Raw genomic sequence first — 25,963 nt, 5'->3', positions numbered from 1 at the left:
CTGTGATCTTTGCTAATCAAATTGCCACTCTTGCTTGTAATCGTACCTAAACCCAATGGAGATGGAGTCCATATCGATTTGGTTGTCGAAGGACTTGTTCAAATACTCCAAGTGCACTCTGAGGGGCGGTGTTGGTAGCCACTCAAGCGTAACATTGTAGCCATCGAAGCTTTGATTAAGCGGATCATGACTGCCGTAACCATCATCAAAATCAAAATATCCGGTTTTGAGTTTATAGTGTTTTGCGAGTTGGTAGGCCAAAGAAAGATCAAAGGTGTGGCCTTGTCGAGAATCAAGTGCGCTCACGCGTTGATAGTCTTTGTCCTGATACGCCATGGCAGCGTAAAAGCGGGAAGTAAATTGATAAGCCAGTGCACCAGACCAAAGTTGGTTTTCGCCAATATGCTGCTCGTTATCGTACACATCGTTTTGTTGATAAGTAATCGCCGCGTGTAAACCCGCGTTATCGTAACTTAACCCAGTGTTGAATAAATCCGTTTGATTATCGCCTTTGTCACCATTAAATTGGCCTGCGGCGATAAACGTCATTGGCCCCAATTCGTAGCGGTAAGTAACTAAATTATCAACGAAAAAAATACTCTCTGGATCGTAAGCAAACGGGCTGCTGGCGTGATTAAAAATATCAACGTATTCGGCAATAAACAGATACTGTGGAGGCCTTTGTTTGCCAATGCCAAACCGACCATACGGTGTACCTAGCGCAGTATAAGCACGGCGTGACTTGCCAAAATTTCCTTCATTGGCGAGATCGATGCCCCATTCACCATGAAGTTCAGCCTGCCAGCCCAGCATAAATTCATGAGTCACTTTAATCCCTGCGTGGGATAAGGCGTCACGAACATCCCAGTTACTTGCGTCATCTTGATTGATTACACCAAATGTCGGGCGTATTGTAGCATAGGTTTTGAGCGTGGTTGAGGGCTCGGTAGGTGGTTTTACGGGGTCACTTTGTGGTGTTGATTTTGCCACCGGAGCTGCGGCCTTTAGTTCGCTATTTTGCGTCATAAACCGAGCTTTAAGCTCAGCCAATTGCCGCTCAAGATTTTCAATGTCGGCCATGGTGACAGGGCGCTCGGCTGCCAGAACTGCTGAAGAAGTTAGTAAACAGGCTAGGCCAATCAGTGCGGTTGAGTTGCTCAAAGTAAAATTCATGGTTTTTACATCGCTCAGTTGCCAATAATCGAATTATAGATAACACTTTTGATATTCGAGCGCTTTTTATTCAGGCTGTTGAATATGAAGATCCGCACTAAGTTCTCTGTGACTTCTGCCATAGTGATCTTATTGATCATCACCACGACGACGCTTTCTACTTACTGGTTTGTTAGCGATTCGGTGAAAACCAAAACCCATGCTTATGTAACAGATAGCACGCAATTGCTGGCTGTGAGCATAGAGAATTGGCTGGCCGGTAAAGCAACGCAAATTAATGTGATAAAAAGCCAGTTAGAGCAAAACTTTAACGATGATAACTTTCAACAAGCGTTGAATACACCAGCGTTTAAAAACGAATTTTTGCTGGCTTTTGGTACTTTGGCAAATGAGGAAGGACTCAGATCGAACAACCCCGCTCGCAAAAATCCTCCGGGCGTAGATTTTAGAGAGCGAGCTTGGTATCAGCTTGGTAAAAACCAAAATAAAACTGTTTATACCAGTCCATATACTGACGCAGCGACAGGTGAATTATTGCTGTCGGTGGTATCTCCCATTGTAGCGAACGGTAATTTTAAAGGGGTAATCGGGGGAGATTTAAGCCTAAAAACCATCGCCAATAGTGTCAATCAGGTCACCTTTGATAATACGGGCTATGCCTTTTTGGTCGACAAGTCTGGTAATGTAATTTCTCATCAACATGCCGAATTTAACGGCAAAAAACTGCAACAGGTATACCCCGCTTTACGCTTAGATAGCGTAGATAAGTTGCAAGAAGTGGATACCAAAGAAGGCAAAAGGCTGTTTTACTTACATTCGCTAGATAACACCTTTGGTACGGACTGGTATTTAGCGGTATTAATAGACAAATCAAAAGCCTACAAAACACTAACTGAAATTACAATAAACTCCCTGATCATTGCTATTTTAGCCGTGGCTATTGGAGTATTCTGCGTACGGACTTTAGCAATTCACTTACTCCAACCATTACGGGATTTGGAATCTGCGATCACTGGCATGGCAAGTGGGGGAGGTGACTTAACTCAGCGCTTAAAAATCGTTAACGAAGATGAGTGCGGCACGGTAGCGCGACAATTTAATTTGTTCTTAGGCTTTTTGCATGGGTTAGTAAGTAACGTAAAAGAACGTGCAGACGACGTGGTGATAAGCAGTGATGCCGCCAAAGAGCTGTCGACGCATTCCTCTCAGAAACTTGACCAACAAGTTAGCCTAATTGAAAACCTCGCTACCGCGATGAATGAAATGAGTACTACCTCGACCGAGATCGCGGGTAACGCGCAGCAAGCCGCAAGTTCTATCACTTCTGTAAATGAAAAGACCTCCGAAGGGCAAGAGATATTCTTTAAAGCGCGAAGCCAAATTAATGCTTTGGCTGACGATATTACCGCATCGTACGAGCTGAGTACGCAACTTGCAGAATACAGCCAAAATATCGAGAATATTCTTTCGGTCATCAATGGCATTGCTGAACAAACCAATCTACTGGCACTTAATGCTGCAATTGAAGCCGCACGTGCCGGGGAGCAAGGCCGAGGTTTTGCGGTTGTGGCCGATGAAGTGCGCTCTTTAGCGTCTAAAACACAGGAATCCACCACCGAAATTAAATCCATGATCGACCAGATCCAAGCCTCATCCATTCAAGTTCAGCAATCTATGGGAAGCAGCCGAGATAAAACCCAGCAATGTGTTTCACAAACCGAGCAAGCGACACATATGCTAGAAGAAATCTCAGAAGCGGTAAAAGAGCTTATGGATCGCAATATTCAAATCGCAACCGCCATCGAAGAACAAAGTGTAGTGATTGAAGAAATCAATAAAAATACAATACATATCAACGATATTAGCGTGGAGGTCGGTAGCTTTTCAGACAAACAATATAATGCCAGCGAAGAACTCGCGAAAAACGCCCATGAACAAGAGGCGCTGCTGTCTAAGTTTACGTTGTGAGTTTGAAATATAACGGATTACAGCTTGTGACTTGTTGTTATAGCGGCTGCGCCATTCTATTGGTGAGCAGCCTGCAGAATGTGATGTGAAAGTTCACAACAGTACCAAAGCCACTCAGATCAGGTATCACATTGATGTTAAAAGTGGTTGTTTCAATTAAATTTCTGCATGCTGGCTGCCACTTCTACGCGCTTCCAAGAGTGTCAGGCTGATTACCTGATTAAATCAACCGGAACATAAACACTATCTTCCAAGGATTCTCTTGGTATTTCTAGAACATTAGCGACTAAAGCCAGTTCAAAGCACCAATAACCAATATAATAATCTGTGTACTCGAATTCGCATTCACAGTTGTGATTATCATGCCAGTCCGCCAAGCTCTCTAACTTACTGTACCAATTTTGTGCAAATTGGTTGAGTAAATCAGGCTTTTGTTCATTGGGTACTGTAAAAGCGAGTGAAAGGTTTTGATAAATTTCAGGGTAGTAGAGTGTGGGCGAAATAGGTCTATCGTTATCACCAAGTGCAATGGCTACATTATCAAGTAAGGTGTCTTTGCCGCGTTCGCCAATAACATCGAGCACTTCCTGAATATGAGCTGGAGCGACATCACAGGCTTGTAAAAGAGCCAGCCACCACAAAGTGTAGATATAACGATTGATATTAGGGGAGCCGACAGCATCGATTTGCCCGCCCAGCTTTTCAAAAGCATGGCGGTATATTTGATGATTTGCAGGTAACTTATCACAGTAGTTTGTCAGTTGTTTGCGATACGGCAAAATCGCTTCGGTATAGCGCTTAACATCCCCAAGGTGAGCACCATATGAGTAGTGCGCTACCGCTCGCATAATCGCGAGCTGATATATACGCTGCGCAACATTAACTCGCTCGCTCGGTGTGGTAAAATTACCTGCGTCGAGGGCTTCTTGTGTTTCTTTAATGCCAACTTCAATGTCGACTAAGAACTCTTCGAAATAATCGTTACTTCTCCGTGTATCGCGCACCTTTATCTCCTACTGATTATCTTGCCAATGTACGAGGTCTTTGGGGTAGTATGGGTGGTCAATAAAGCTGCTATCATCAATATTGAATAACTTAACAACAAGTGCAATTTCCCAGCACCAATAGCCATCGTAAGCATCATTATCCAGTAAATGTATATCAGGACTTTCCTCCAAAACGTACCAAGCCTCCATATAAGATTTCGCAAGTGCTGGACGTTGCTCTGGACTTCCTTCAACTACTTTGTAAAGCTTACCGAAACGTTTTTTGAACTGAGTATCCGCTGCTATTTCACGATTAGTGTCACCTAACGCTATCGCAATTTTATCAAATAGTGCATCTTGTCCTTGATTTCCAATAAGCTCTAATAATTGTAAGTAGTAATCTTTTCCCATATTTAAGCAGTAGGCGAAGCTAAATAACTTTAAATAGTTCCGTAAATCGCTTTGGTGCAACTCTTCTATAGGAATACGCTCAACTTGTTCTACGTCTGATAGATTATCCGCAAAGTCCTTTTGCCATTTGCGATAAGTAAGCAGGTCCTGAATAAAAGCTCTAAACTCAGTAAGGTCATCCCCTCGAGAGTATTTTACTTGGAGGTAACTTAAAACTTCGTTTATTAAGTTAAAGGTGCGTTTCATCTTCACCAAATTAGAACGATTACTAGAAGTGATTTTCTCAACATCTTCAGTTATTGCATCGCTATAAAACTCAACTGCTTCGTCAAAGTAAGCTTTATCTCTTAAAGTGTCTCTTAACATCTTAATATCTCTTAAAATTTAAATTGATTATCAATCGTTTTAGCATCTTTACCAAGTACTTCAACAGCTAAGTTTCCATCTATCTCATTTCTAATTAATAACTTTAGTACCGAGCCATCATCATCAGCTAAAGCATCAAGTATTTTTTTTCTATCTCTTCTACTTATACCTGCTTTTTCTAGCCGTTCGGCTGTGATCCAGTCATCACCCATTTGTCTACCATCTTTAGTCATACCTAATGGAGAGGTGTTATATTTGGCTTCTGTAATCACATAGTCTGGTGGTGGATTTGGGTGCAGATATATTCCGTCAATACCTGATTGTCCTGGTTTATAATTACCGTCGGTTTTACCTAGCGGTGTAAAACCATTTTCCAGCATTAATTGGTGTGCATTGTACTCACCAGTAGCACCTTTTCTATGGTTTAATGATTTATGCTGCGTAAAGTCACTAGGCGTCTTACGTGATGGCGGATTAACTTTGTTAACTGGAGCACCTTTGAGATCGTTTCCTTCTGGAGCTGAAAGCTCAGGCGCTTTAGATTTCTTCGGCACATTGGTAACACCAACCTGTGGTAACTCCCCTTGATACTCATCCAGTGCTTTATTAACTCGCTGTCCGATTTCTTGGGCGGCTTGTTGCATATACTGGTCGATTTTTGGGGTGACCTCGTCTAGGCGTTTTACCGTGGCTTGCATGCCTTCGATAGCGGCGTCTGGAAGTAGTAGGTCGTAGTGCCAACTGGTGGACATTTCATCGAGTGAATCGCGTAGGCCTTTGACGATGTTTTTTACTTCCGTGGCGGATTGTTTTCCTAGGTCTTGCCAGTTGATGTCTCTTAGGTATTTAACTGGGTCGCCTTTACCGACTTTTCTTTGGGTAAAAAGCCGCAGTACGGCAAGCGCAGCAGAGAGTGATTCTCCGGTATTTTTTTAGATAACCTTGCCTATGGTTATGATATGTCTTGGGCCTCTATTTATGGCTTTGTCTTACCACTGCACACCATCTCAGTAGAGTAGTTAAAGGTTAGCAACCGTGGTTTCTCTAATTAAAAATGTAAATGAAAGCAGCAGAAGAAATGTGGTGAGAAATGTAGGCTAGGAAGACGATTGAACCTAGCCTCACAACATCTATGTATTTAAAGGACTTAAAAAAGTGCTATTGGTTATGGGGTAATTGGTTAGATAGCGCAACGATATCGGCCATAACACGCTTTTCTCCAAGGTCTGCTAAGAAAGCTAAATGTTCCGTGGCTTTTACCTTTTGGAGATTCTCAAGCTTAGGTTCGCCACCAAGGGCAAGAGCAGGCGCAAAGCCATAAATCTCTCCATTTTCAAGAGGACCTAGCTTTTCGACAGCTCGTTCAAAAAGAGGCTGATCATTGATATCGTCTAAATCAATTTCTGAAGTTGTTTTTATAGAAAAGAAAAGGTCTAGGCTTCTAGTTTCACCTCTACTAACATATTTTTCATTATCAAAGGTCGGGAAAATCATGCCATAACTACTTGTTATTGAAATGCTATTCCCTGAATTCTTTCCCCAGACATAGATCTCACCGAATGCATCTAGTGCAATTACATGGAAGCTGTCTATACCGTCATTTTGCATTTTTTCAAACTTCGTGCCTCTTAACCATTCAGTCAAGATATCTTGATAATCTTTTGGATTCACCATCCATAAACGGCCTTTCCCCCAACCACAAAAGCCGTATTCCTTCCAGTACTCAAGTAAATTATTCGGTAAAATACCTTGGTAATACTGGAGTTGCTCATCTGTTGGTTGAATCGCTTCTATCGCTGGACCAAACCCACCAAAGTTATAAAAATTGTCAAAAAACTTGTTCATTATTTGCACCTATGTAGATTCATATTTAATTTTGCATCTGGACCCAATGCTTTTAGTGCTTTCTCTGCCTCATTATCCATTAGCTCAACACGACTCAACGTAGTCTTTTTACCTGAGTCATCAAAACCTTTTTTATTCCATCGTGCGCCAATAGATTGGTTAACACTAGCGTCACCTAAATCAACCACCTCATCTAACCCCCCTGCAATCATATCAGGGTTATGTAAAGCATTGAGGGTTTTCATGTCCCTTTTTGCTAATTCTTCAGCTTTTCTAACAGCTTCTTCGCCGAAGTACTCTCCACTTTCTTGGAGCTCTAATTTGTATTTGTCAATTAACTTTTTCTTAAACTTTTCTCTAGCCGCCTTCTGCGCCTTACCAGTTCCTTTTCGGCCAATCTTTTTATAAGCATCGCGATTTTCAAGATACTGTTTTACAGTCATGCTATTTAGCCCGTCCATTTGTCCTTTTAATTGGCGGTCATATTCAACAGCGGTTCCTTTGGCATTCTTTTTAAAACAAGGCACGTTGTATTGCGGCATACGTTTTATTGCAGCCCCTGGCAACTCATTTCCTTTTGGCGGCTCCAATTCATCGGCTTTGGCTTTGGTGGGCTTGTCGGTAACGCCTCGAATTGGTAATTCCCCTTGATACTCATCCAGTGCTCTATTAACTCGCTGTCCGATTTCTTGGGCGGCTTGTTGCATATGCTGGTCGATTTTGGGGGTAACGTCGTCTAGGCGTTTTACCGTGGCTTGCATGCCTTCGATGGCAGCGTCTGGGAGCAGTAGGTCGTAGTGCCAACTGGTAGACATTTCGTCAAGTGAATCGCGCAGGCCTTTGACGATGTTTTTAACTTCCGTGGCGGATTGTTTTCCTAGGTCTTGCCAGTTGATGTCTCTTAGGTATTTAACTGGGTCGCCTTTGCCGAGCTTGCGCAGTACGGCAAGCGCAGCCGAGAGCGATTCTCCGGTATTTTTTAAGATAACCTTGCCTACGCCTTTGACTGCTGAGCCCACAACTGGCACTAAACCAATACCCGTTAGGGTAAAGGCAAGCCAAGCGTCGGTGTCGTTGGCTTCATCATCGTCAGTCAGTAACATGACATTGGCGGTGATATCTCGTAAATCCATGACTTGGTCGATAATTGGTATCATGGAAATCAAGGTGCCTACCACGATTTGTGACGTGGAGGGGTTTTGATTAAAGTCGCCTTGCAGTGTGCCCCACAACCAATCACCTGCTTGGGTTGCAATGCCGTTGGCTTCTATCAGTGGTGCGGTATTGCCGCTGCGTACCATTTCAGCCGCTCGCGCTGGGGTGATTTGTCCATACAGAGGATTTTTAGGGCGATTATCTTCTGGCAGGTAATCGCGTTTATCCTCACCATATTGCACGGTGTATTGACCAGGCGGTGCATTCTCAATTTTTGCTTTACCGCTATCGTCTAAGTTACCGGTCAGCTCTGTGCCGTTTGCAAATCGAATGGTATAAGGCGCGCCCATAATTGGGCTGCCATCTTGATAGGTATAAGACAGCTCAATGGTACTGCTCGCCATGGTGGCAATGCCATCGGCAGCCAATGAGAGTCGAGCATTCTCAGAGAGGGCTTGAATTTGCGGTACACTTGGCATAGTGGCGCTTTGTTTGCTGCCAATATCTTGCTCCATGCTACCGTCAAACACGGTCATGGCTTTGCCTTTTAAGGTCAGTAATTTGTCTGCAAAGATGTTGACGTTACCACTTGAGTCAATGCTGATTTCACTGCCGCCATTGGTAAGGGTGAGGTTGCCAGAGCCACTGCCTTTTACTGTGATATTGCCTTGGCTTTGAATGATTTGACTTCCCGCCGGCGCGGTGATGGTGAGGTTGTTGTCTGCCTTGAGCTTTATATCACTTTGGATAACACTGCGATGGCTGCGACCCGCCTTAAGGGTGATATTTTGTTTGGCGCTGACGTCAATTTGATTGGCGGTGACGTCTAGGTTGGTTGCGGCATCAATAATCACCGACTTTTTACTCTCCAGTGCCAGTTGTTGTTTGGCGCTGGCAATAAAGGTTTTATTGGTGAGTAGTCGAATTGCACTTTTAACACTGCCAAGTTGTATGTCTTTGGCCGCAAAAATATTCATCGCGCCAAGTTGCGCAAGCCAGTGAATATAAGGCTGCTTTTTATCCCCATGTAACACCAAGTGCTGGTTGCCCGCTAGGGTTTGCAACACAATATGCGGGGTATTTGGGGTGTCATCAAACATCAACAGGTTTTGGCCGCGAGAGCACAACACGTTTTGGGTGTTATTGGCGCTAGTAACAACCGACGGTTGCGTGTCGTTAAGGGCAAACCCTAACAAGTAACTTTGGTCTGGGTCGTTGTTCATACAACCGATGAGCACATTACTGTCTGGCAGGAGTGGAAAGTGTAACCCCGTCGGTTGCTTTTGACCGCGACAGGCATATTGGGTGAGGCGCTTTACCGACTCGGTCACCTGACTATCGAAATGTACTTGCGTGGCATATTGCCCTTGGGTATCTAAGTGAGGGTTGGCCTTTGACCCCGACAGCGAGCGCACTGTGGCGGTAAACACCATCGGCTTGGGGCTATGCTCTGGGGGAGTAATACGTATTGGCTCACCTCGTGGTACACACACCGACTCGCTATGATACGCAACTTGCTTAGGGTCATTGGCACTGCCTTGCTTATACACCTGTTTACTGCGAATACAGGTATAATCGCCACCTTTCGCTGTGCCTAATTTACCATTTAACGAAAACGAATAACCGGCATTGGCTTCGGCTACGTTTCCTACTAGCGTGACTTCATTTTTACCTTGTTGATAGGCAAGCTCGAGATTGCCGGTGCGCTCAAATTGCTCAGCAGGATTTTGTGCAGCAGGCTCAAAATAACTGCGCTGCGCCGAGCTGACCGAGGTTGGTGGATGGGCATTCATATGCACTTGGGAGCCACCCATTCTAAAACGATGGCGGCTTTGGCACTGCGTAAACCCAACAAAGCCGGTTTCATGCTCGTGAACTAGACCATCTTTATCCGTCACCGACAGCAAGCCTCGCTCAATATACGGGCTTGCAAGATTCCCCTCGGCAATCACTATCGACTCAATAAAATCATGGCATTCAAACCAATAAATTAACCCGTACTTTGCTAAGAGTCGGGTGAAAAAGGTGTAGTCGTTTTCTAGCGCTTGCACGCACTGCGGTAGCGTGGGTAAATCTTTAGTGACTCGCCATTTTATCCGGTCTTGTGAATAGCCGGCTTTTTGTATCAACTTATTGAGGACAGACTGGACATTGGCTTGTACAAAGATTTGGCTTTTTTCTGTTTGCTTAAGTAACTCAAGGCGAGGCTTTAAGACCACCTCTGCACCACAGGTGTGCTCAGACACAAAGCCAGATTGGATATCAAACAAAGTCCCAGTGAAATACGTTGATATTGCGTCCGGTGACTCAATTTCAAACGTGAGCATATTGCCGACAAGTAACTCATCAGCGAGGTCAAATTGGGATTCTAGGTTCGCTTTGAGTAAAAAGCCGCTATTGATACAGGTCGTGAGTTCAAAATCGACGACATGTACAGGATGGTTAGTACCATACACCACAATCCTTGTTTGCATTTTTTATGTCCACTGTTGTTGGTTAAAGCCGTTCCACCAATACACAGTACGACTTCCTAGTGTGCTGCGATTGGTTTTTATTTGCGCGCTATTGTTACATAAAAGGCAAGCATTTTTAACTCATTTTTTTATTCAGCATCCGAATGCTTATCTTTTGGCATAACGGACTGTTTTTAAATCTCAAGTCAAATGAAACGGTGTCAGCTTGCCCTCCTTGGCAGATATCAAAGCGCATCCATGCGCTTCTCGTTCATTCTTTTTACACGACGCGATCGAGCGAACCAAGAAAACGTCGCCCCAGCATCACACTTAACCCTCAAATCCTAAGCCGACATAGTGCAACCGTCTTGTAAGGCACTTCCCTGTGCCAGACAAGACTTGGCCGACATCCTGTCGGCACATTGCATATCAGCTTATGCTTTTCGGGTGTGATGGAGGGGGAAATAAGTTGCTTTTGAGATCGTCTACGACTTCATCAATAAAGCTGTTTGCAAGGGTTACAAAAACTATCAGCGTAGCCTCCAAGCTCACAGTCTAAATAGTGTTGTGGGAGGCGGTTCACCCGCCGAGAAGTATGTTTTTCGGGTGAAGAGGGAGTGCCTTTTCTTTAAGTATCAAAGAAAAGTAAGTCGTAGCCCATGGATGGGCGTTGAACCCAGTTAGGAGGACGGGCTGACTTTACTCATAGCAGCGATATATGGACAAGGATGTCGAGCGTGATACGTGAATTAAACAGAATTCTTAGCCATTAACCCAATCCTGTCAATTTATAGTAGAATAACCAACTTATGATGAGGTACTGCTGCTGTATTAAAAGCGTTTAGTACCCTATGTTGTATCCTTAACTTTTCTCTTGCTTCGTACGAATGGCGCGATGGTGGGCGTGAGTTTGGCAAGGTGTTCAACATATGAGCTTTTAAAGTTAATTAATACAGGTGGTTATAATGGCAATACAGTGGTTCCCAGGGCATATGAATAAAGCGCGCAATGAGATCAAAGAGATCATGCCGCAGATGGATGTCATTATTGAAGTGCTGGATGCTCGTATTCCATATAGTAGTGAAAACCCGATGGTAGGGCAGTTACGCGGTGACAAGCCGGTTATCAAAATCATGAACAAAGCGGACCTTGCCGATCCTGAACTGACCAAGCAGTGGATGGAGTATTTTGAACGTGAGAGCGGTGTAAAAGCGCTGGCGTTTGGTCATGATAAGGCGAATGAAGTACAGCGTATTAATGCGCTTTGCAAAAAGCTTGCACCTCATAAAGTGGGTCAAGATAAGCAGCTAAAAGCCATGATCATGGGTATTCCAAATGTGGGTAAATCGACACTTATCAATACACTTGCTGGCAGAATTGTTGCAAAAACAGGTAACGAACCGGCGGTAACTAAAGCGCAACAGCGTATTAAGCTTGAAGACGGCATTATGCTTTACGATACGCCGGGTATGTTGTGGCCAAAGGTTGAGAACGAAAACTCGGGCTATCGTTTGGCGGCAACGGGTGCTATTCGCGATACGGCTATCAATTATGAAGAAGTGGCGAGCTATACCGCTGAATATTTGCTAGGTGCATATCCAGAGCTTTTAAAAGCACGTTACAAACTCGACGAATTACCGGATTGTGATTGGACATTTATTGAGATGGCTGGCCGCAAGCGCGGTTGTGTAAAGGGTGGCAATCAGGTCGATACGCATAAGATGTCGGAGATTTTAATCAACGAACTGCGCGATGCTGTTATCGGGCAGATCACGATGGAAACGCCGGAAATGCGAGAGTCGGAAGAAGAAATGGTTGCTGAGTTACGAGCACAAGCTGAGGCTAAAAAGGCCGCGCGTGAAGACGAAAAACGTCAGCGCCGCGCAAGAACGCGTAAGAATCGCCGCTAAGCGGCGAATTTGGTTTGATTCCGGCCTTGTTTGGCACGATAGAGCGCGGCATCGGCGCGCTTTATAAAACCATCTTCTGATTCATCAATATGGTATTGTGCAACGCCAATACTGACTGTCACTTTGACCTCACATTCCGCCTGCTCTAGAGCAACATGGATCTTCTCAGCAATCGCAATTCCTTGCTCTAACGTCGCTTTGGGTAGCAATACCATAAATTCTTCCCCCCCCCAGCGGCACAGCAAACCTTTGTTTTCTATCTGGCGTTTACATACGTTGGAGAAACATTGCAGCACTCTGTCGCCTACCACATGGCCATGTTGATCGTTCACTTGTTTAAAGTGGTCAATGTCCATCATCAACATCACTACAGGGGTTGATTGGGTACGCGCTTTCGCTAAATGGTGCTGAAGCTGTGGCTCGAAGGCTTGGCGATTAAAAGTATCAGTGAGTTTGTCGTACTTCGCCATTTTTTCTAAGCGTTTTTGATAGTGATTAAACGTCAACTGCGCCACGGCCAATATTAATAGGGTGACGAGGCTCCCTACCCATAAATTGGTTGTGAGGATGTCGCTTATTCCACTGGATTTATCTATTGTTTGCTCAACAATTAAATACCAGCCTATTGAGTCCAAATAGCGCGAATGAACAAACTCGGCATGGTCGTCAGTTTCCAACCGAAATTGATATTCGGATTGATTGAGCAGCGCCGTTGCTTGGGTTGGAAAGCGGTCATGAATACTGGTGCCAGATAGGGTCTGGTCGTTAAAAAATAATAGCCTGCCTTTGTGGTCGATAAAATACAGTTTGCGCGCGTAACTGGCTTCGTATTGTTCGATTAAATTGTGTAAATCAGCCAATAAGATACCAACCCCAACAACGCCAATTACATCGTTGTTTTGCTTTATTTTATGATTGACGTAAACAATGGCTTCGTTGTTGTCTCTTGGATCTATATCAACATTGAGCGCATAGTCAGCATCGCTATGCAGGCTTTCTCGGTACCAATCGTTTTGTTTGGCGCGGATGTCTAACTGCTGGGTGCTACCATCAAAGTGGTAATAAGTGAGGCTCTTGTCATCCACTAAAAAGCTCGTTTTTGCGTGATGTAATACTCGAGTATCTTCTAAGTAGGTGAAAATAAGCGCAGGGTCTTGCTGTGAAGACGTTAGCCAACGTTTAATAAAGACGTTATTTGCCATTTGCTGAGAAACAATGATTGGAGCTTGGAGCCGTTTTTGTATGTCTAAATCAATCAGATGGCTGGTGAGTGGCAGAGCATCATCGCTCACCCCTTTATACAACGACTGTTTAGCGTGCTCGATACTTATCCAGCTGGTGAAAATAAACCCTACCAACAGCAGCAGGCTTAACAACATATTATAACGGTAGCGTCGAGCGTTCATATTATTGTTATTTTTGGAAAAATAGAATGATACGGATTCTAGTAAAAGAAAACGATTACACGACATTACAGCTGAACAAACGCTGATCGAAAATATAGACATAAAAAAAGCCCTGAGCAGGGCTTTTTGATTCATATCTACCGTCACCGATATGAGCAATGTAGCAAGTAAAAAGTGGTTGCCAGTGATACACATCAAGGGGCGTTGTAGCACATCACCGACAACACGATTCAGGGTCGAATCAGCAAGAGCATGTCCTCTTGTTGATATTGATTATCAATTAGATTTGCCGTTAGGTCAATACCTTTTTGAAAATAATTCTCATTAATATTTGTGTGGCTGTTTTTCGGTAAGCGCTGAAAATAGATATAAATTTTTGGCATAAAAAAAGCCCTGAGCAGGGCTTTTTGCGTTCATATCTACCGTCACCGATATGAGCAATGTAGCAAGTAAATTGTGAGAATAAACTTAGTCAGGTTTAGGGGCGACTGAATTAAGCTCATTCAAGCCATTAACGTTGGCCAGCCGTGTTTCAGGGTCGAGAAACAAACTAGAGTACTAATGCCAATCTCAAGGTAGCGAGTACATCAGGTAGACAGGGCTTTACAACTATCAACCTTACTAACTGAGTTGGCGAAACAACACGTTGCCGTCTTGTTGATAGTGATTATCAGTTAGATCTAATAATGAGTCAATACTTTTTTGAAAATAATTCTCATTAATATTAGTGCGGCTGTTTTTCTAGCAAGTGCAGGAGTAAAAATAAATTTTGGGCATAAAAAAAGCCCTGAGCAGGGCTTTTTGATTTCATATCTACCGTCACCGATATGAGCAATGTAGCAAGTAAAAAGTGGAGTTAGCGTCTAAATACGAGGAGCAATGCAAGTGCCTGCTAACGTCCTTGGTAGTTGTGGATACCAGCCTTGTTTCGGGTCAAGAAACTATTGTAATAACAAGTTGAGCCGTCACTCTCGCCTTGTTGATAGTGATTATCAATTAGATTTGAAGGGCTGTCAACGTTCTTTTTGAAAATAATTCTTATTTAGATCTAAGTGGTTGGAATTACACCAAATTTAAATTTATTGAGTTTATTGTTTTATTAATGTGATGGTTTTTGGTGTGTTGTATGTCTTATTTCTGCTTATTCTAGGGGGCTAAGTATTATTCTATATTGAGCTTTGTAGGCTCACCGCCTCCAGAGCTTCAGAGAAAAGCTAGGTTAATTCATCATCCACATCTTAGATATTTTGATTAACGCAGCAGTCATACTTTCGCTTCACTCGTTATTTATTTCCACACTACTTTGGGTTTTGTGCATATTGCTCATGATTTTTATGCACAAAATGCGTTTTACTCAACTTAATCAACTTATTTCCGCAATCTATGGTTAATTGAGGGTTAACAATAAGCTCGTACTTGATAGCAGGTTGTAGTCGCTAGTCACAATACTTTTAAGACAAATGAGTACAGAGCAATGAGAACAACAATAATGAAGCCAGTTGCAGCAATGTCATTAATTGCGGTAACTGCTTGCCCCGTTTTGGCACAACAAGATGAAGCACTAGCCAGCAAGGTTGCAAAGCTAGAAGCGCAATTAAAGGAATTACAGTCCAATAAATCACTGAACCTTGAGTTTGGTGGGCGTGTACAACTCGATTTTAACCATTTTAGTGGTGCATACAGCGCCGATAATGAGGGTGATGCCGCCAGCGACTTTTTTCCGCGCCGGATCCGCACCTATGTAGAGAGCGAGCAGGGCGATTGGGAGCACAAGTTACTACTCGATTTTGCCGAAGGCGATGCCGAGATAGTCACAGTAAGAGTGCGTTATACCGGCTGGAACAACGGCCCGCGCTTTCAGTTTGGTAAATTAAGAGAAGATATCACCCTGAATGCGCTCACCAGCAGCAAACACATCAATACCATAGAGCGCAGTTCTATCGCTGATACGTTTTCTCCTTACTTTCGATGGGGCGCATCGGCTTATCAATATTTTAAAGATTCCGGTTTTCGCTATGCATTAGGGGTATATAAAAACGACGCTTTTGGTGCATCTGGGCGTGACCAAGATGACCGTCTGGCACTAGCCTATTCGGGGCGTTTGACTTGGTCGCAACACACTTCCGGTAAAACCCTGCATTTAGGTGGTTGGGGTTCGTACCGTGATATGGGCGGTGCTACGCTGGGTAATCGCCTTGCTCGCGGTGAAGTACGCGAAGCCAAGGTGCGCCTTGTAGATTATGCTGCAGGCGGTGATGTAGTCGCCCTTGATAGCATATCACAAGCCGGGTTAGAACTGGCTTATCAACATAACGCCTTTATGCTTGAGGCCGAATATGCCACACGTAACTTAGATACCCTCGACCCTACTTCTGCTTTAGATGGGGGAGATATTTCGGGTTATCACCTGTCTTTGAGCTATTTCCTGACCGGTGAACACAAACAATATTCCGCAGGCTCTGCGGTATTTAAGCAACCTAAAGGGGTAAAAAATGCGTGGGAGTTGGTTGCGCGTATTTCCAGTATGGATGCTGAAAACGCCAACCAAGGCACGCAAGTCGACGCCTACACACTGGGCGGCACCTATTACCATTCCAGCAGCTTAAAGTTCATGGCTAACCTTGTCTATGCGGATGTTTCAGGAGCTGGAAGTACCGCGTTGGTTGGTGACGAAGATTCAGGATTTGGTTTCGCTGCACGCTTGCAGTATTTATTTTAACGGGAGCAGGTTATGAAGTTTGCATTAAAGCATCTCAAGTTGGCAATGGCTGGCGTGGCGATGATGTCTACTCAGGTATTAGCGGATACCCACTTTTTAATTCCCGGTGGTCCAGGTGGTGGCTGGGATACTACAGCTCGGGCTGTGGGCGAGGCGTTAGTGAAATCAGGGCTTGAGTCCAATGCGTCGTTTCAGAATATGTCGGGCGGCGGTGGCGGCCGTGCTATTGCTTATTTGATTGAATCGGGCAATAAAAAAGGCGATATGTTGATGGTTAATTCAACGCCAATCGTGCTGCGCGCGTTATCGGGTAAGATCCCCTACAGTTATCGTGATTTAACGCCCGTTGCCAGCGTAATTGCCGATTATGGTGCATTCGTGGTGCATGATGATTCGCCTTTTAAGAGCTGGAAGGAGGTGATTGCTCGTCTAGAAGTAAACCCCGGCTCTGTGACAGTTGCGGGTGGTTCTGCTCGCGGCAGTATGGATCATCTCGTTGCAGCACAAGCAGTAAAAGCGGCTGGCGTTGATGGTCGTAAGCTGCGTTACATTCCTTACGATGCTGGTGGCAAAGCCAAGGCCGGTTTATTGTCTGGCGAGGTGAAGATGCTCTCGACCGGATTAAGTGAAGCGCTCGACATGGCAAAAAGTGGTCAGGCGCGCATTCTTGCTGTTACCGCGCCAGAGCCTATCGCGGACTATCCAGAGATCCCAACCCTGAAGTCTTTAGGCTATGACATGGAATTTGTTAACTGGCGTGGTTTTTTTGCGGCTCCGGATCTCCCCCAAGTAAAACTTGACGAATATACCGTGAGATTACAAAAGCTGGTGCAAAGCAAAGAATGGGAAGCGGTGCGTGCGCGCAACGGCTGGTTGAATCTATTCAAGCCACAGCACGAGTTTATTGAGGCGCTAGAGGCACAAGAGGCGCAGCTGAAAGTGGTGATGGAAGAATTGGGTTTCGTTAGACGCTGATTAAATTAAATAGGTGGCTGCAGTGAGGTTACTGCACCACCTAAAAGTGGGTAATTCACTATGTTAAACCGAGAATTGTTAGGCCCAGTGCTGTTTTTAATTCTGTTTTCACTCTATGCGGTATCTGCTTGGCAAATCCCGATTATGCCTTTTGAAGAGTACGAGGCGGTAAACTCTGCAACTTTGCCTAAGGTATACGCGCTGATTGGCATTGTTGTTTGTCTTTTGTCGATTGCCGCAACACTGTTTAAAGGCGTCCTTGCGTCTGATACACGTGAAGGAGCGGAGACTATCTCCAAGGCAACCATAGCCCAATGTGCAGCACTGATTGTATTGATGCTTATCTACAGCAGTGTGCTTGAGGAGCTCGGGTTTATTGTCTCGACCATTTTGTTTTTAGGCTGTGGCTTTTTAATTATGGGTGAGCGACGTAAGCAAATTTTGTTATTGGCGTCAGTGCCTGTGGTTATCGTATTTTGGGCCATTATGACGCAGCTACTTGGGATCTATCTGGTTCCAGGTGAGTTTTGGAGTTAAGCCATGTTAGACGGTATTTTAGTTGGCCTGTCCACGGCCTTTATGTGGCAAAACTTACTGTACGTAATTGTTGGCTGCTTTGTCGGTACTTTTATCGGCATGTTGCCCGGCTTAGGGCCAATCACGGCGATTGCGTTGATGATCCCTATCACTTACAACATCGGTGCCGACTCCGGTATGATCTTAATGGCGGGCGTATATTACGGCGCAATCTTTGGTGGTTCGACTTCCTCTATTTTGATTAATGCTCCCGGTGTAGCTGGGACTGTGGCATCGTCATTTGACGGTTATCCAATGGCAAAACAAGGGCATGCGGGTAAGGCTTTGGCTATTGCCGCTTATGCTTCATTTACTGGCGGAACGATTGGTGCGTTGATGCTCATGATAGCCGCACCACTACTTGCAAAAGTGAGCTTAAGCTTTCAGTCTCCAGACTATGTGATGTTGATGTTTTTGGGCTTGACTGCGATTGCTGCTTTTTCTGCAAAAGGGCAATTTTTAAAAGCCATGATGATGACCGTATTTGGCTTGATGCTGTCGACGGTGGGAATAGACCCTTCATCTGGTACTGAGCGTTTTACCTTTGGTCAGGCGGACTTGCTAGACGGCGTAAGCTTTTTGTTGGTCGCAATGGCAACCTTTGCATTGTCTGAGGCGCTGATCAACGTGATCCGTCCTGAAAAAGCTAATCAAGGTTCGAATGATGATGACACCCCCGTTATTGGCTCAACAAAATTATCTGGCGCTGAAGTGAAGGAAATGGCGCCAGTTGTGGGGCGTTCTTCGATTTTAGGATTTATCATTGGCGTATTGCCGGGGGCTGGCGCAACGATTGCGAGTTTTATGGCTTATGCGACGGAGCGAAATTTGGCACCCAAAGCCATTCGTGAGCGTTTTGGGCGTGGTGAAATCCGCGGCTTAGCAGCACCTGAGTCGGCAAACAATGCCGCTTGTACTGGGTCGTTTGTGCCCTTGTTAACGCTTGGGATCCCGGGGTCTGGCACCACTGCGATTATGTTAGGGGCGCTGATCGCCTATGGTATTCAGCCGGGTCCTACGTTAATGCAGGACAATCCTACGGTATTTTGGTCGGTAATTGTGAGCATGTATTTTGGCAACATTGTGCTGCTGATTTTGAATTTGCCACTGATCCCTTATTTTGCAAAGGCTTTGACTCTGCCACGCTCAGTTCTCACGGTGATGATTTTATTCTTTAGCTTGATTGGCGTTTATCTGGTGTCATTTAATACCTTTGATTTGTTTATGATGGTAGGTTTTGCCTTGGTGGCGGTGGTGCTGAGATTATTGAGTTTCCCGATGGCACCTTTGCTCCTTGGGTTTATTCTCGGCGATATGATCGAACGCAATTACCGCCGCGCCATGATGATTTCGGATGGCTCTATTAGCTTTATTTGGGAGAGGCCACTAACTTTAGGCATATTTGCGCTTGCCATGTTAGTGTTGTTGATCCCATTAAAAGAGTACTTCCAGCAACGAAAAGTTGCGCAGTAACCCAGCAGTGAGGAAATACGTGTGTCGCAATCACAAAAATTAGCACGCAGACCAAAACGCTTAGAAACGCGACTGATCACTTGGGTTGTGGGCTTGTGTGTGATCCAAGCATGCTTATTTACCGCACTGGTGTATCAGGTTATTACGCAAAGCTTACACCAAGAAGTGGGAGAAAAAGCCTTGGCTTTGGCTAAGGCGGTGGCGGTTCGTGAAGATGTGATGACGGCACTCATAGCAGATAGGGATAGCTCACAGCTCCAACGCCTCAATACTAATGTTGAGCTGCTGCGCCAGGCAACTGGCGCAGATTTTATCGTCATTGGTGACACCGAAACGCGACGTATTGCCCACCCCGATGAGCAAAAAATTGGTCGCACTATGGTCGGAGGGGATAGCCAAGCCGCACTGTCTGGAGAGAGTTATATCTCAACAGCACAGGGCAGCTTAGGTGAGTCTATTCGAGGTAAAGTGCCTGTGTATTCCCCCGCTGGTGAGGTGATTGGTTTAGTGTCGGTAGGCTTTTTAGTGCAATCCGTCGAGTCGTTGGTGTTGCAGCGCAGCATTGCCGTTTTTGTTGGAGCTGCAGCGGTGTTACTGCTCAGTGTCATTGCTGCGATTTGGATTGGTCGACGTGTCCGCCAAGCTATTTTTGGCCTGCAACCAGATGAAATCGGGCGCTTATTTGCAGAGCAAGAGGCCATACTGAATACCGTACGTACGGGGATTATCGCGCTCGACCCTGATGGCAGCGTGCGCCGTTTGAATCAACGTGCGTGCGAAATTCTCGAAAAGCCTCGCGGCTTGAGTAAGCAGGGTTTGCACCTGAGCGATCTGTTGCCAGAGCATAGCAACTTCTTGTTGCATAATCCCAATCGCCCTTTGGTTGGTTTTGAGCTATTTGTTGCAGACAAGCGTTTGGTGTTATCGCGGTTTGCGCTACAAGTGCAAGGTCAACACGAAGGTATTTTACTGAGTATGCGGCCCTCCGATGAACTAGAGTATGTGTCAAAGCAGCTCACTAAAGTACAGGCTTTTGCAGAACTGCTGAGAGTGCAAACGCACGACTATTCAAACAAGTTAAATACCATTGGCGCGCTTATCCAAATGGCGCAATATGACAAAGCGATTGAGCTGATAGGTCAAGAAAGCCAAGGCTCACAAGCGCAAATCGAAAACCTCCTCACCTATATACAAGAGCCAGTGATCGCGGGCTTATTACTCGGTAAATACCATAAAGCGCGAGAGCATAATGTGGCACTCGAGGTGAGTTCCGACAGTGCGCTGTGCGCTATCCATCAAAAAGAGATGTTGGAACGAATAGTTTCAATATTAGGTAATCTCATTGATAATGCCATCGAAGCGGCAAGAACGACGGCACAGTTGCGGCCTGCCAAAGTGGTCGTAACAGTGGATGAAACGGTTCAGGATATTATCTTTGATGTTGAAGATAGCGGCACTGGACTGATTGGTAACGTCGAAGAAGCGTTTACGCCGCAGTTTAGTACTAAGTCCGGCGACCAACATGGTGTTGGCTTATATCTTGTAAAAACAAATCTTGATTCCTGCCACGGAACCTTAGAGGTTGGGGAGTCTGAATTACTTGGTGCAAGGATCACGGTCTTTATTCCCAAGCAAGTAAAAGAGCAATAACAATGACTTATTCTGTGGTGATCATCGAAGATGAAGTAGCTGTGGCACAATTATTAGCGCAATACCTAGTGACACCGGCAACACCAAGTAGCGCAAGACAAGGGCAATATAGGGTGGTGGCCAGTAGCGACAATGTTTCTACCGCGACGGTACTGCTGAGTGCGATACAAGCCGACTTAATTTTATTGGATATTTATCTACCCGATGGTAACGGTCTTGAGTTTTTAAAGATGCTACGCGAGCAAGGCTGTAAAAGCGAAGTGATGCTGATCACCGCAGCAAAAGAAGTGGCGACGCTAGAAAAGGCGATCCGTTTGGGAGTCTGCGACTTTTTAGTCAAACCGCTGATCTTGGAACGGCTCGACCTCGCACTCGCCCGCTTTGAAGCACGTCAGCATTGTTTGGATGGTGCCAATGAAGTGACGCAATCTATGGTCGACACTTTATTTGGTAGTGAACAGGTGAGTGTACAAAGTACGGCTAGACTACCTAAAGGCGTTGACCCACTTACTTTGGAAAAAATTCGTACGGCATTTCAAAGCCAGCCCAAGCAGGTGTTTACTGCAACCCAAATGGGAGAATTGGTGGGGGTGAGTCGCTCAACTGCTCGGCGCTATTTAGAGTTTTTGGTTAGTATAGAAGAAGTAAAAGCCGACCAAAGCTACGGTAGCATTGGCCGGCCAGAGAGAAGCTATCATTTAAATTAAGGGTGTGCCTGTAGTGACTGCCATGGGATCACCGGCGCATCATTGCTGCTAGGGCGAGTAAATTCGCTGAGATAAGGTGTGGGCCCCGTGAAGAAACCGGTATTACGTAAGTAAAAACGGTTTTGCTCCTCACCACCTTGATAATCCAAACGCGACCCTTTTCTGGCGGTGGCGTCATAAGTGAATTTAGCTTGATTTAACTCAACCCAGTTACCTTGGGTGTCACGCAAAAACTGGCGATTATAAAATGCCTTACGCTCAAACTGTCCTGCTTCGGGTAAAAAGTTTTCCAAAAAGCTATGCGGTCTTGCAACATAGGTGTTGGTTTCAGGGCGGCTAAAGGCTGCGATCAGCTTCCATTGACCAGTTTCCGGCGCATAAAAATAGCCACGATATTCAGTATGGCCTTCATAAGTCGTACTGGGCTCGATATTAACTAAAAAGCGATATGTCGTATCCGGCTGCCAGTTATAACGTAAATAGCTTTGTCCACCAGATCCCTCATTGCCAAATTCACCGACGTAAACGCCTTCGCCTTTATCTAGCAATTTGATTTTAAGATTGTCAGGAATTGTGCTCGGATCATCCGTTTGGTAAGGGCTCCAAACCGAAAATAGCACGCGGCGCTCGGTGGGTGAGTTTACCTGAATACCAAAGTAACCTTCGCCAAAACCATTCGCCATAAAATACGAACCTTGTGGATCATAGCCAGATGGCACCGTTACTTCGTTGTAAAACCAGTTATAGTCCTTTTTATCAGGTACGGTATAGGAAAGGTGTACTGAAGGGCCGCGACGACCCCAGTAAAAGTCTTCTTTGACATAGTTAGGTGCGGGGGTCATGGCCTCACCATCGAGACTAAGTCCGGTGATGGCGGGGAAGGCACTGTTTCGCCCTTTGGCTAATGTGTCACCGGCTATTTGGACAGTTTGATAGCCAACTTGCGTCACGGCAAAGTCACCGACTTTAACCTTAGTCGGGCTTTGTCTATCGAGGATAAGCGTCACTTGTTTATTGTTATGCGTTACCAGTAATGTACTTGGTGCACTTGGTTTCTCTAGGTGTAAATAGAGAGTATAGGTGCCAACGTTATTGGCATAAAAATAGTGATTAAACCTAAGCTGCTTATCTTGCCATGGGGCAATTCCGGATTGAGTTATATATTGCCTGCTGGCGTCAATATCGTTGTTGACCCAAGCGTTACCGTAACTGCTGATATAAGCCTCTTGTGCTGAGGTAAATAGCGAGGCGCACAGCAGTATCGGTGTCATTATTGTATTCTTCATCTTAAGTTCCTTGAATGGGGCGCGTTGCCCCATGTTGATTAGAAAGAAGTGTTAATGCCTAAACTGATACTGCGGCCGTAACGGCTCAAGTGGCTCACTTGCTCTTGGGTTTTAATGTATGACCATTGACGCTCATTGGTGAGGTTGGTCACGTTTAGGTCAATTCGTGTATTTTCAGTAAGATTATAGCTGGCACTGAAATCAAACTGACCATAATCCGCTGCCCATTCCGGGCCGCCCCATGCATCTGGATACTTTAGATAATCATCTCGCCAGTTGTAAGCGATACGCGCTTGGTAGTCATCCTTTTCATAATAGATAACCGCATTGTAAGAATGCTCAGACATTCCAGCGAACGGTAGCTCGTCTTTTTCGGGGTCGTCGTATTTACTATCCGTAAATGTATAGTTGATTTGCATACCTAGGCCATCAAAAGGTGCCGGTAGCAATTCCTCAAACGACTGTTGATAAGCAATTTCGAAACCTTTGATCTCTGCTCCTGCTTCTGAACGTGGAGATACTTGGGTAAATTCCGGACCGTCAACTTCAACGCCGTCTTTTATGAATTTACCCACTTTTATCGTACCGACACGCCCCTGAGCGATAACAGATTTAATATCTTTGTAATAGGTTGCAAAGGTGAGCGCACCATAATCAGAGAAGTACCACTCTAGTCCCAAATCAAGTTGGTCTGCTCTAAGTGGCTTAATCCCAGGGTTGGCAAGGTTAAGTTCAAACTTACTGAAATTAATTGAGCTATATGGGGTTAGAAAATCGATGCTAGGTCTGGTAATAACTTTAGCCGCGCTGGTTCTAAATAACAGTGAGTCTGTTATTTCTAACTTAAAGTTCATGCTAGGCAGTACATCAGTGTAGTCATCTTCTACGTAAGAATCGGAGTAATAATCGGCAATATCCCCTTCTATGCGATAGATAATGTCGCCATCTTCGTCTTCTTCTACGTTGTATACCAGACTTGGGTAATCAAAAACGTAGCCATCAGAGGTGATCTCGGTTTTGATTGCTCTTACGCCTAGGTTTAGGTTGTAAGGCATTTCCGACAGCTCGCCGACTAGATTGGTCTCTAAATAAAGTGCAAACGTTGACTCAGAAAGCTCGTAGGAATCTTTAGGGCTCTTGGAAGCTCTAATTTTTTCATCTGCGGCTTGGGCATTAATGGATTGATAAAAAGCATAGAGTTTGTCGTAGTCGAAGCTGGCCCACGGTGCAGGGTGCATGCCCGGCTCACCATCTAGGAAGTTATCAAAGTTGGCGGGTACAAGTACATCTGCGGGTAGTCTAAATAAGTTAAGGCCACCGAGCTTTTCTACGCTTGAGTTATCAAAGCTGTCGTAATCTGAGTTTTTAAAATAAGCCCCACCATTGCTGAACATCGATGGGTTATTTGATTTGCTCACGTCTCTGGCTTTAGTTTGCTTACCGTAATGAAAGCCAAACTTGATGTCTTTGACAAATTCCCATTCCGGAATAAATGTCCCTTCGAGCCTTAACTCTTCAACATCACTGATCACTTCCGTGCCATAGTTGTAGCTGTAGTGAGCACCAAAGGGTTGATCGGCATTAAGTGCTGGTGACATGGTCACATCTGGCAGGAGATTGTCGCCTGTTTGATCTATGGTGATAGTATCAACAAAGCCACGCGCCACGATGTAGCGGTTGTCGCCATCATTGATCCGCTCAGCACGGGACTTAGACACGTCAAATTCAAGCGTTAGATCGCTGGTAGCATACCACTTGAAGTTAAGACCGGCCTGCCAAGTGTCGGTATTGCGAGGCTCAGAGACATTTAGTAGCTCAGCCATCGCGCCGTCGACTAACTCAATGTAGTTGACGTTGCCATCTTCATTGAATTTTAACTCACCTACTGCTGGGATCCCCGGCGTCCAAGGCTCATCATAGGTGACGAAAGAGATTTGATATTTTTCACCGTCAGTTTTGTAGCTTGAGTATAAGCTATCAAAGGTGACATCAATATCATTCGTTGGACGCCATTGTAACGCGAGGCTTGCACCAATGCGCTCACGTTCGTCTTGCCAGTTCGAGTAGCGTACATATCCTGGGATCATTGATGGGTGTACTTTCTCGCCCTCATCTAGCTCACCATTTCGGTTACTATCAACAGGGACTCGCACGTCGGTATTTTCTTCAGGATCGTAAAACCCTTGTCCCTCGTAGGAGTCTTCGCGTTGTGTTCGCTCTGAATAAACGGCGGTGAATAGCGCGCCAAAGGTATTGTCAAAAAAGGTATCACTAATTAGGAAGGAGGCTTGAGGGTTGGTATCGCCGGTACGTTCTTCGTAAATGGCTTTGGCACTTCCGGCGAGGGTAAAGCCATCCATATCTAACGGTCGGCGGGTTTTTATATTGATGACTGAACCAATACCCCCTTCTTGCGTTTGTGCTTGCGGTGACTTGTACACTTCTAATGATTGAACCATCTCAGGCGCAATTAAATCGAAGTTAAAGTCACGGCTAGTGTGTTCAGATGCCATTCTACGACCATTGATGGTGGTAACGTTAAAGTCCCCGCCAAGGCCCCGCACTGTGACATTTTGTCCTTCACCTGCGTTACGGGTAATGGCGATACCTGTCATTCGTTGTAGCGCTTCAGCAAGGTTTTGATCTGGGAACTTACCAATGTCTTCGGCAACGATGGCATCCATTACGCCGACGGCGTTTTTCTTGAGAAAGAGTGACTCTTTGATACTGGAACGTACGCCACGTACTTCAATTTTCTCGACTTGTTGCTTGGCTTTATCTTGCTCGTCGGATCCGCTGTTCTGTTCTGTTTCCTGTGCGTGCGCGTATTGGGACAGGGCACAGCTCACGGCCAATCCCACAGCACACAGTTTTAGAGTGTGTTTCATCTTGTTGTCCTGTTGA

General features: G+C 45.1%; 17 protein-coding genes. 8 read left to right on the top strand and 9 right to left on the bottom strand.

The window, feature by feature from the left end; translation table 11 throughout:
- Positions 1 to 12: 12 nt before the first annotated feature.
- Positions 13 to 1,173 (bottom strand): porin, encoded by a 1,161-nt coding sequence (locus JJQ94_RS23420; protein WP_099029948.1) that lies wholly within the window; start codon positions 1,171 to 1,173, stop codon positions 13 to 15.
- Positions 1,174 to 1,257: 84 nt separating this feature from the next.
- Between JJQ94_RS23420 and JJQ94_RS23415 the strand changes: the two genes are divergently transcribed.
- Positions 1,258 to 3,141, top strand: a complete 1,884-nt coding sequence (locus JJQ94_RS23415) for a methyl-accepting chemotaxis protein (protein ID WP_099029947.1) — start codon at positions 1,258 to 1,260, stop codon at positions 3,139 to 3,141.
- A 212-nt stretch (positions 3,142 to 3,353) separates the two neighbouring features.
- Here the strand turns inward: JJQ94_RS23415 and JJQ94_RS23410 are convergent, their stop codons facing one another.
- The 5 genes from JJQ94_RS23410 to JJQ94_RS24260 all read right to left on the bottom strand — a co-directional run bounded on the left by JJQ94_RS23410 (position 3,354) and on the right by JJQ94_RS24260 (position 10,378).
- Entirely contained in the window at positions 3,354 to 4,145 is a 792-nt protein-coding gene (locus JJQ94_RS23410) for a PoNe immunity protein domain-containing protein (RefSeq protein WP_099029946.1), read from the bottom strand.
- 9 nt (positions 4,146 to 4,154) lie between these two features.
- Positions 4,155 to 4,904 carry a PoNe immunity protein domain-containing protein gene (locus tag JJQ94_RS23405; protein ID WP_099029945.1) on the bottom strand — a complete coding sequence of 250 codons (750 nt, stop codon included), beginning with the start codon at positions 4,902 to 4,904 and terminating at the stop codon, positions 4,155 to 4,157.
- Positions 4,905 to 4,915: 11 nt separating this feature from the next.
- On the bottom strand, positions 4,916 to 5,656 hold the full coding sequence (locus JJQ94_RS24265; protein WP_236596539.1) for a hypothetical protein: 741 nt from the start codon (positions 5,654 to 5,656) through the stop codon (positions 4,916 to 4,918).
- 406 nt (positions 5,657 to 6,062) lie between these two features.
- A complete protein-coding gene (locus JJQ94_RS23395; protein WP_099029944.1) occupies positions 6,063 to 6,749 on the bottom strand; it encodes a GAD-like domain-containing protein in 687 nt (228 codons plus the stop codon).
- Positions 6,749 to 10,378, bottom strand: a complete 3,630-nt coding sequence (locus JJQ94_RS24260) for a polymorphic toxin type 15 domain-containing protein (protein ID WP_236596538.1) — start codon at positions 10,376 to 10,378, stop codon at positions 6,749 to 6,751. The genes JJQ94_RS23395 and JJQ94_RS24260 overlap by 1 nt, the downstream gene beginning before the upstream one ends.
- Positions 10,379 to 11,322: 944 nt before the next feature.
- On the opposite strand from JJQ94_RS24260, the gene ylqF reads away from it, so the two are divergent.
- A complete protein-coding gene (gene ylqF, locus JJQ94_RS23375) occupies positions 11,323 to 12,267 on the top strand; it encodes a ribosome biogenesis GTPase YlqF (RefSeq protein ID WP_099030907.1) in 945 nt (314 codons plus the stop codon).
- Here ylqF and JJQ94_RS23370 read toward each other — a convergent pair.
- Entirely contained in the window at positions 12,264 to 13,673 is a 1,410-nt protein-coding gene (locus JJQ94_RS23370; RefSeq protein WP_099030908.1) for a sensor domain-containing diguanylate cyclase, read from the bottom strand. The genes ylqF and JJQ94_RS23370 overlap by 4 nt on opposite strands.
- 1,489 nt (positions 13,674 to 15,162) lie before the next feature.
- Here JJQ94_RS23370 and JJQ94_RS23365 point away from each other — a divergent pair.
- Genes JJQ94_RS23365 through JJQ94_RS23340 form a run of 6 tightly spaced genes read left to right on the top strand, consistent with a single transcriptional unit; the run spans position 15,163 to position 21,773 of the window.
- The gene (locus JJQ94_RS23365) at positions 15,163 to 16,392 is read left to right on the top strand and encodes an OprO/OprP family phosphate-selective porin (protein WP_099030909.1); all 1,230 of its coding nucleotides are present in this window, start codon (positions 15,163 to 15,165) and stop codon (positions 16,390 to 16,392) included.
- A 12-nt stretch (positions 16,393 to 16,404) separates the two neighbouring features.
- On the top strand, positions 16,405 to 17,367 hold the full coding sequence (locus JJQ94_RS23360) for a Bug family tripartite tricarboxylate transporter substrate binding protein (protein ID WP_099030910.1): 963 nt from the start codon (positions 16,405 to 16,407) through the stop codon (positions 17,365 to 17,367).
- Between the two features lie 60 nt (positions 17,368 to 17,427).
- Complete coding sequence (locus JJQ94_RS23355) at positions 17,428 to 17,904, top strand: tripartite tricarboxylate transporter TctB family protein (RefSeq protein WP_099030911.1); 477 nt, start codon at positions 17,428 to 17,430, stop codon at positions 17,902 to 17,904.
- Between the two features lie 3 nt (positions 17,905 to 17,907).
- Positions 17,908 to 19,416 (top strand): tripartite tricarboxylate transporter permease, encoded by a 1,509-nt coding sequence (locus JJQ94_RS23350; RefSeq protein ID WP_010606897.1) that lies wholly within the window; start codon positions 17,908 to 17,910, stop codon positions 19,414 to 19,416.
- A gap of 21 nt (positions 19,417 to 19,437) precedes the next feature.
- On the top strand, positions 19,438 to 21,066 hold the full coding sequence (locus JJQ94_RS23345; protein ID WP_099030912.1) for a sensor histidine kinase: 1,629 nt from the start codon (positions 19,438 to 19,440) through the stop codon (positions 21,064 to 21,066).
- Between the two features lie 2 nt (positions 21,067 to 21,068).
- Positions 21,069 to 21,773: a response regulator gene (locus JJQ94_RS23340; RefSeq protein WP_099030913.1), complete on the top strand. Its 705-nt coding sequence runs from the start codon at positions 21,069 to 21,071 to the stop codon at positions 21,771 to 21,773.
- On the opposite strand, the gene JJQ94_RS23335 is transcribed toward JJQ94_RS23340, so the two are convergent.
- Together JJQ94_RS23335 and JJQ94_RS23330 are read right to left on the bottom strand one after the other, a co-directional pair.
- Positions 21,770 to 23,059 carry a DUF3472 domain-containing protein gene (locus JJQ94_RS23335; protein ID WP_099030914.1) on the bottom strand — a complete coding sequence of 430 codons (1,290 nt, stop codon included), beginning with the start codon at positions 23,057 to 23,059 and terminating at the stop codon, positions 21,770 to 21,772. The two genes, JJQ94_RS23340 and JJQ94_RS23335, sit on opposite strands and share 4 nt — an antisense overlap.
- A 38-nt stretch (positions 23,060 to 23,097) precedes the next feature.
- On the bottom strand, positions 23,098 to 25,947 hold the full coding sequence (locus tag JJQ94_RS23330; RefSeq protein WP_099030915.1) for a TonB-dependent receptor: 2,850 nt from the start codon (positions 25,945 to 25,947) through the stop codon (positions 23,098 to 23,100).
- Positions 25,948 to 25,963 lie beyond the last annotated feature (16 nt).

Source organism: Pseudoalteromonas sp. GCY (assembly GCF_016695175.1).
Classification (GTDB): Bacteria; Pseudomonadota; Gammaproteobacteria; order Enterobacterales; family Alteromonadaceae; genus Pseudoalteromonas.
Note: the sequence above shows the minus strand (reverse complement) of the source record. Positions and strands in the feature narration are given on the sequence as shown.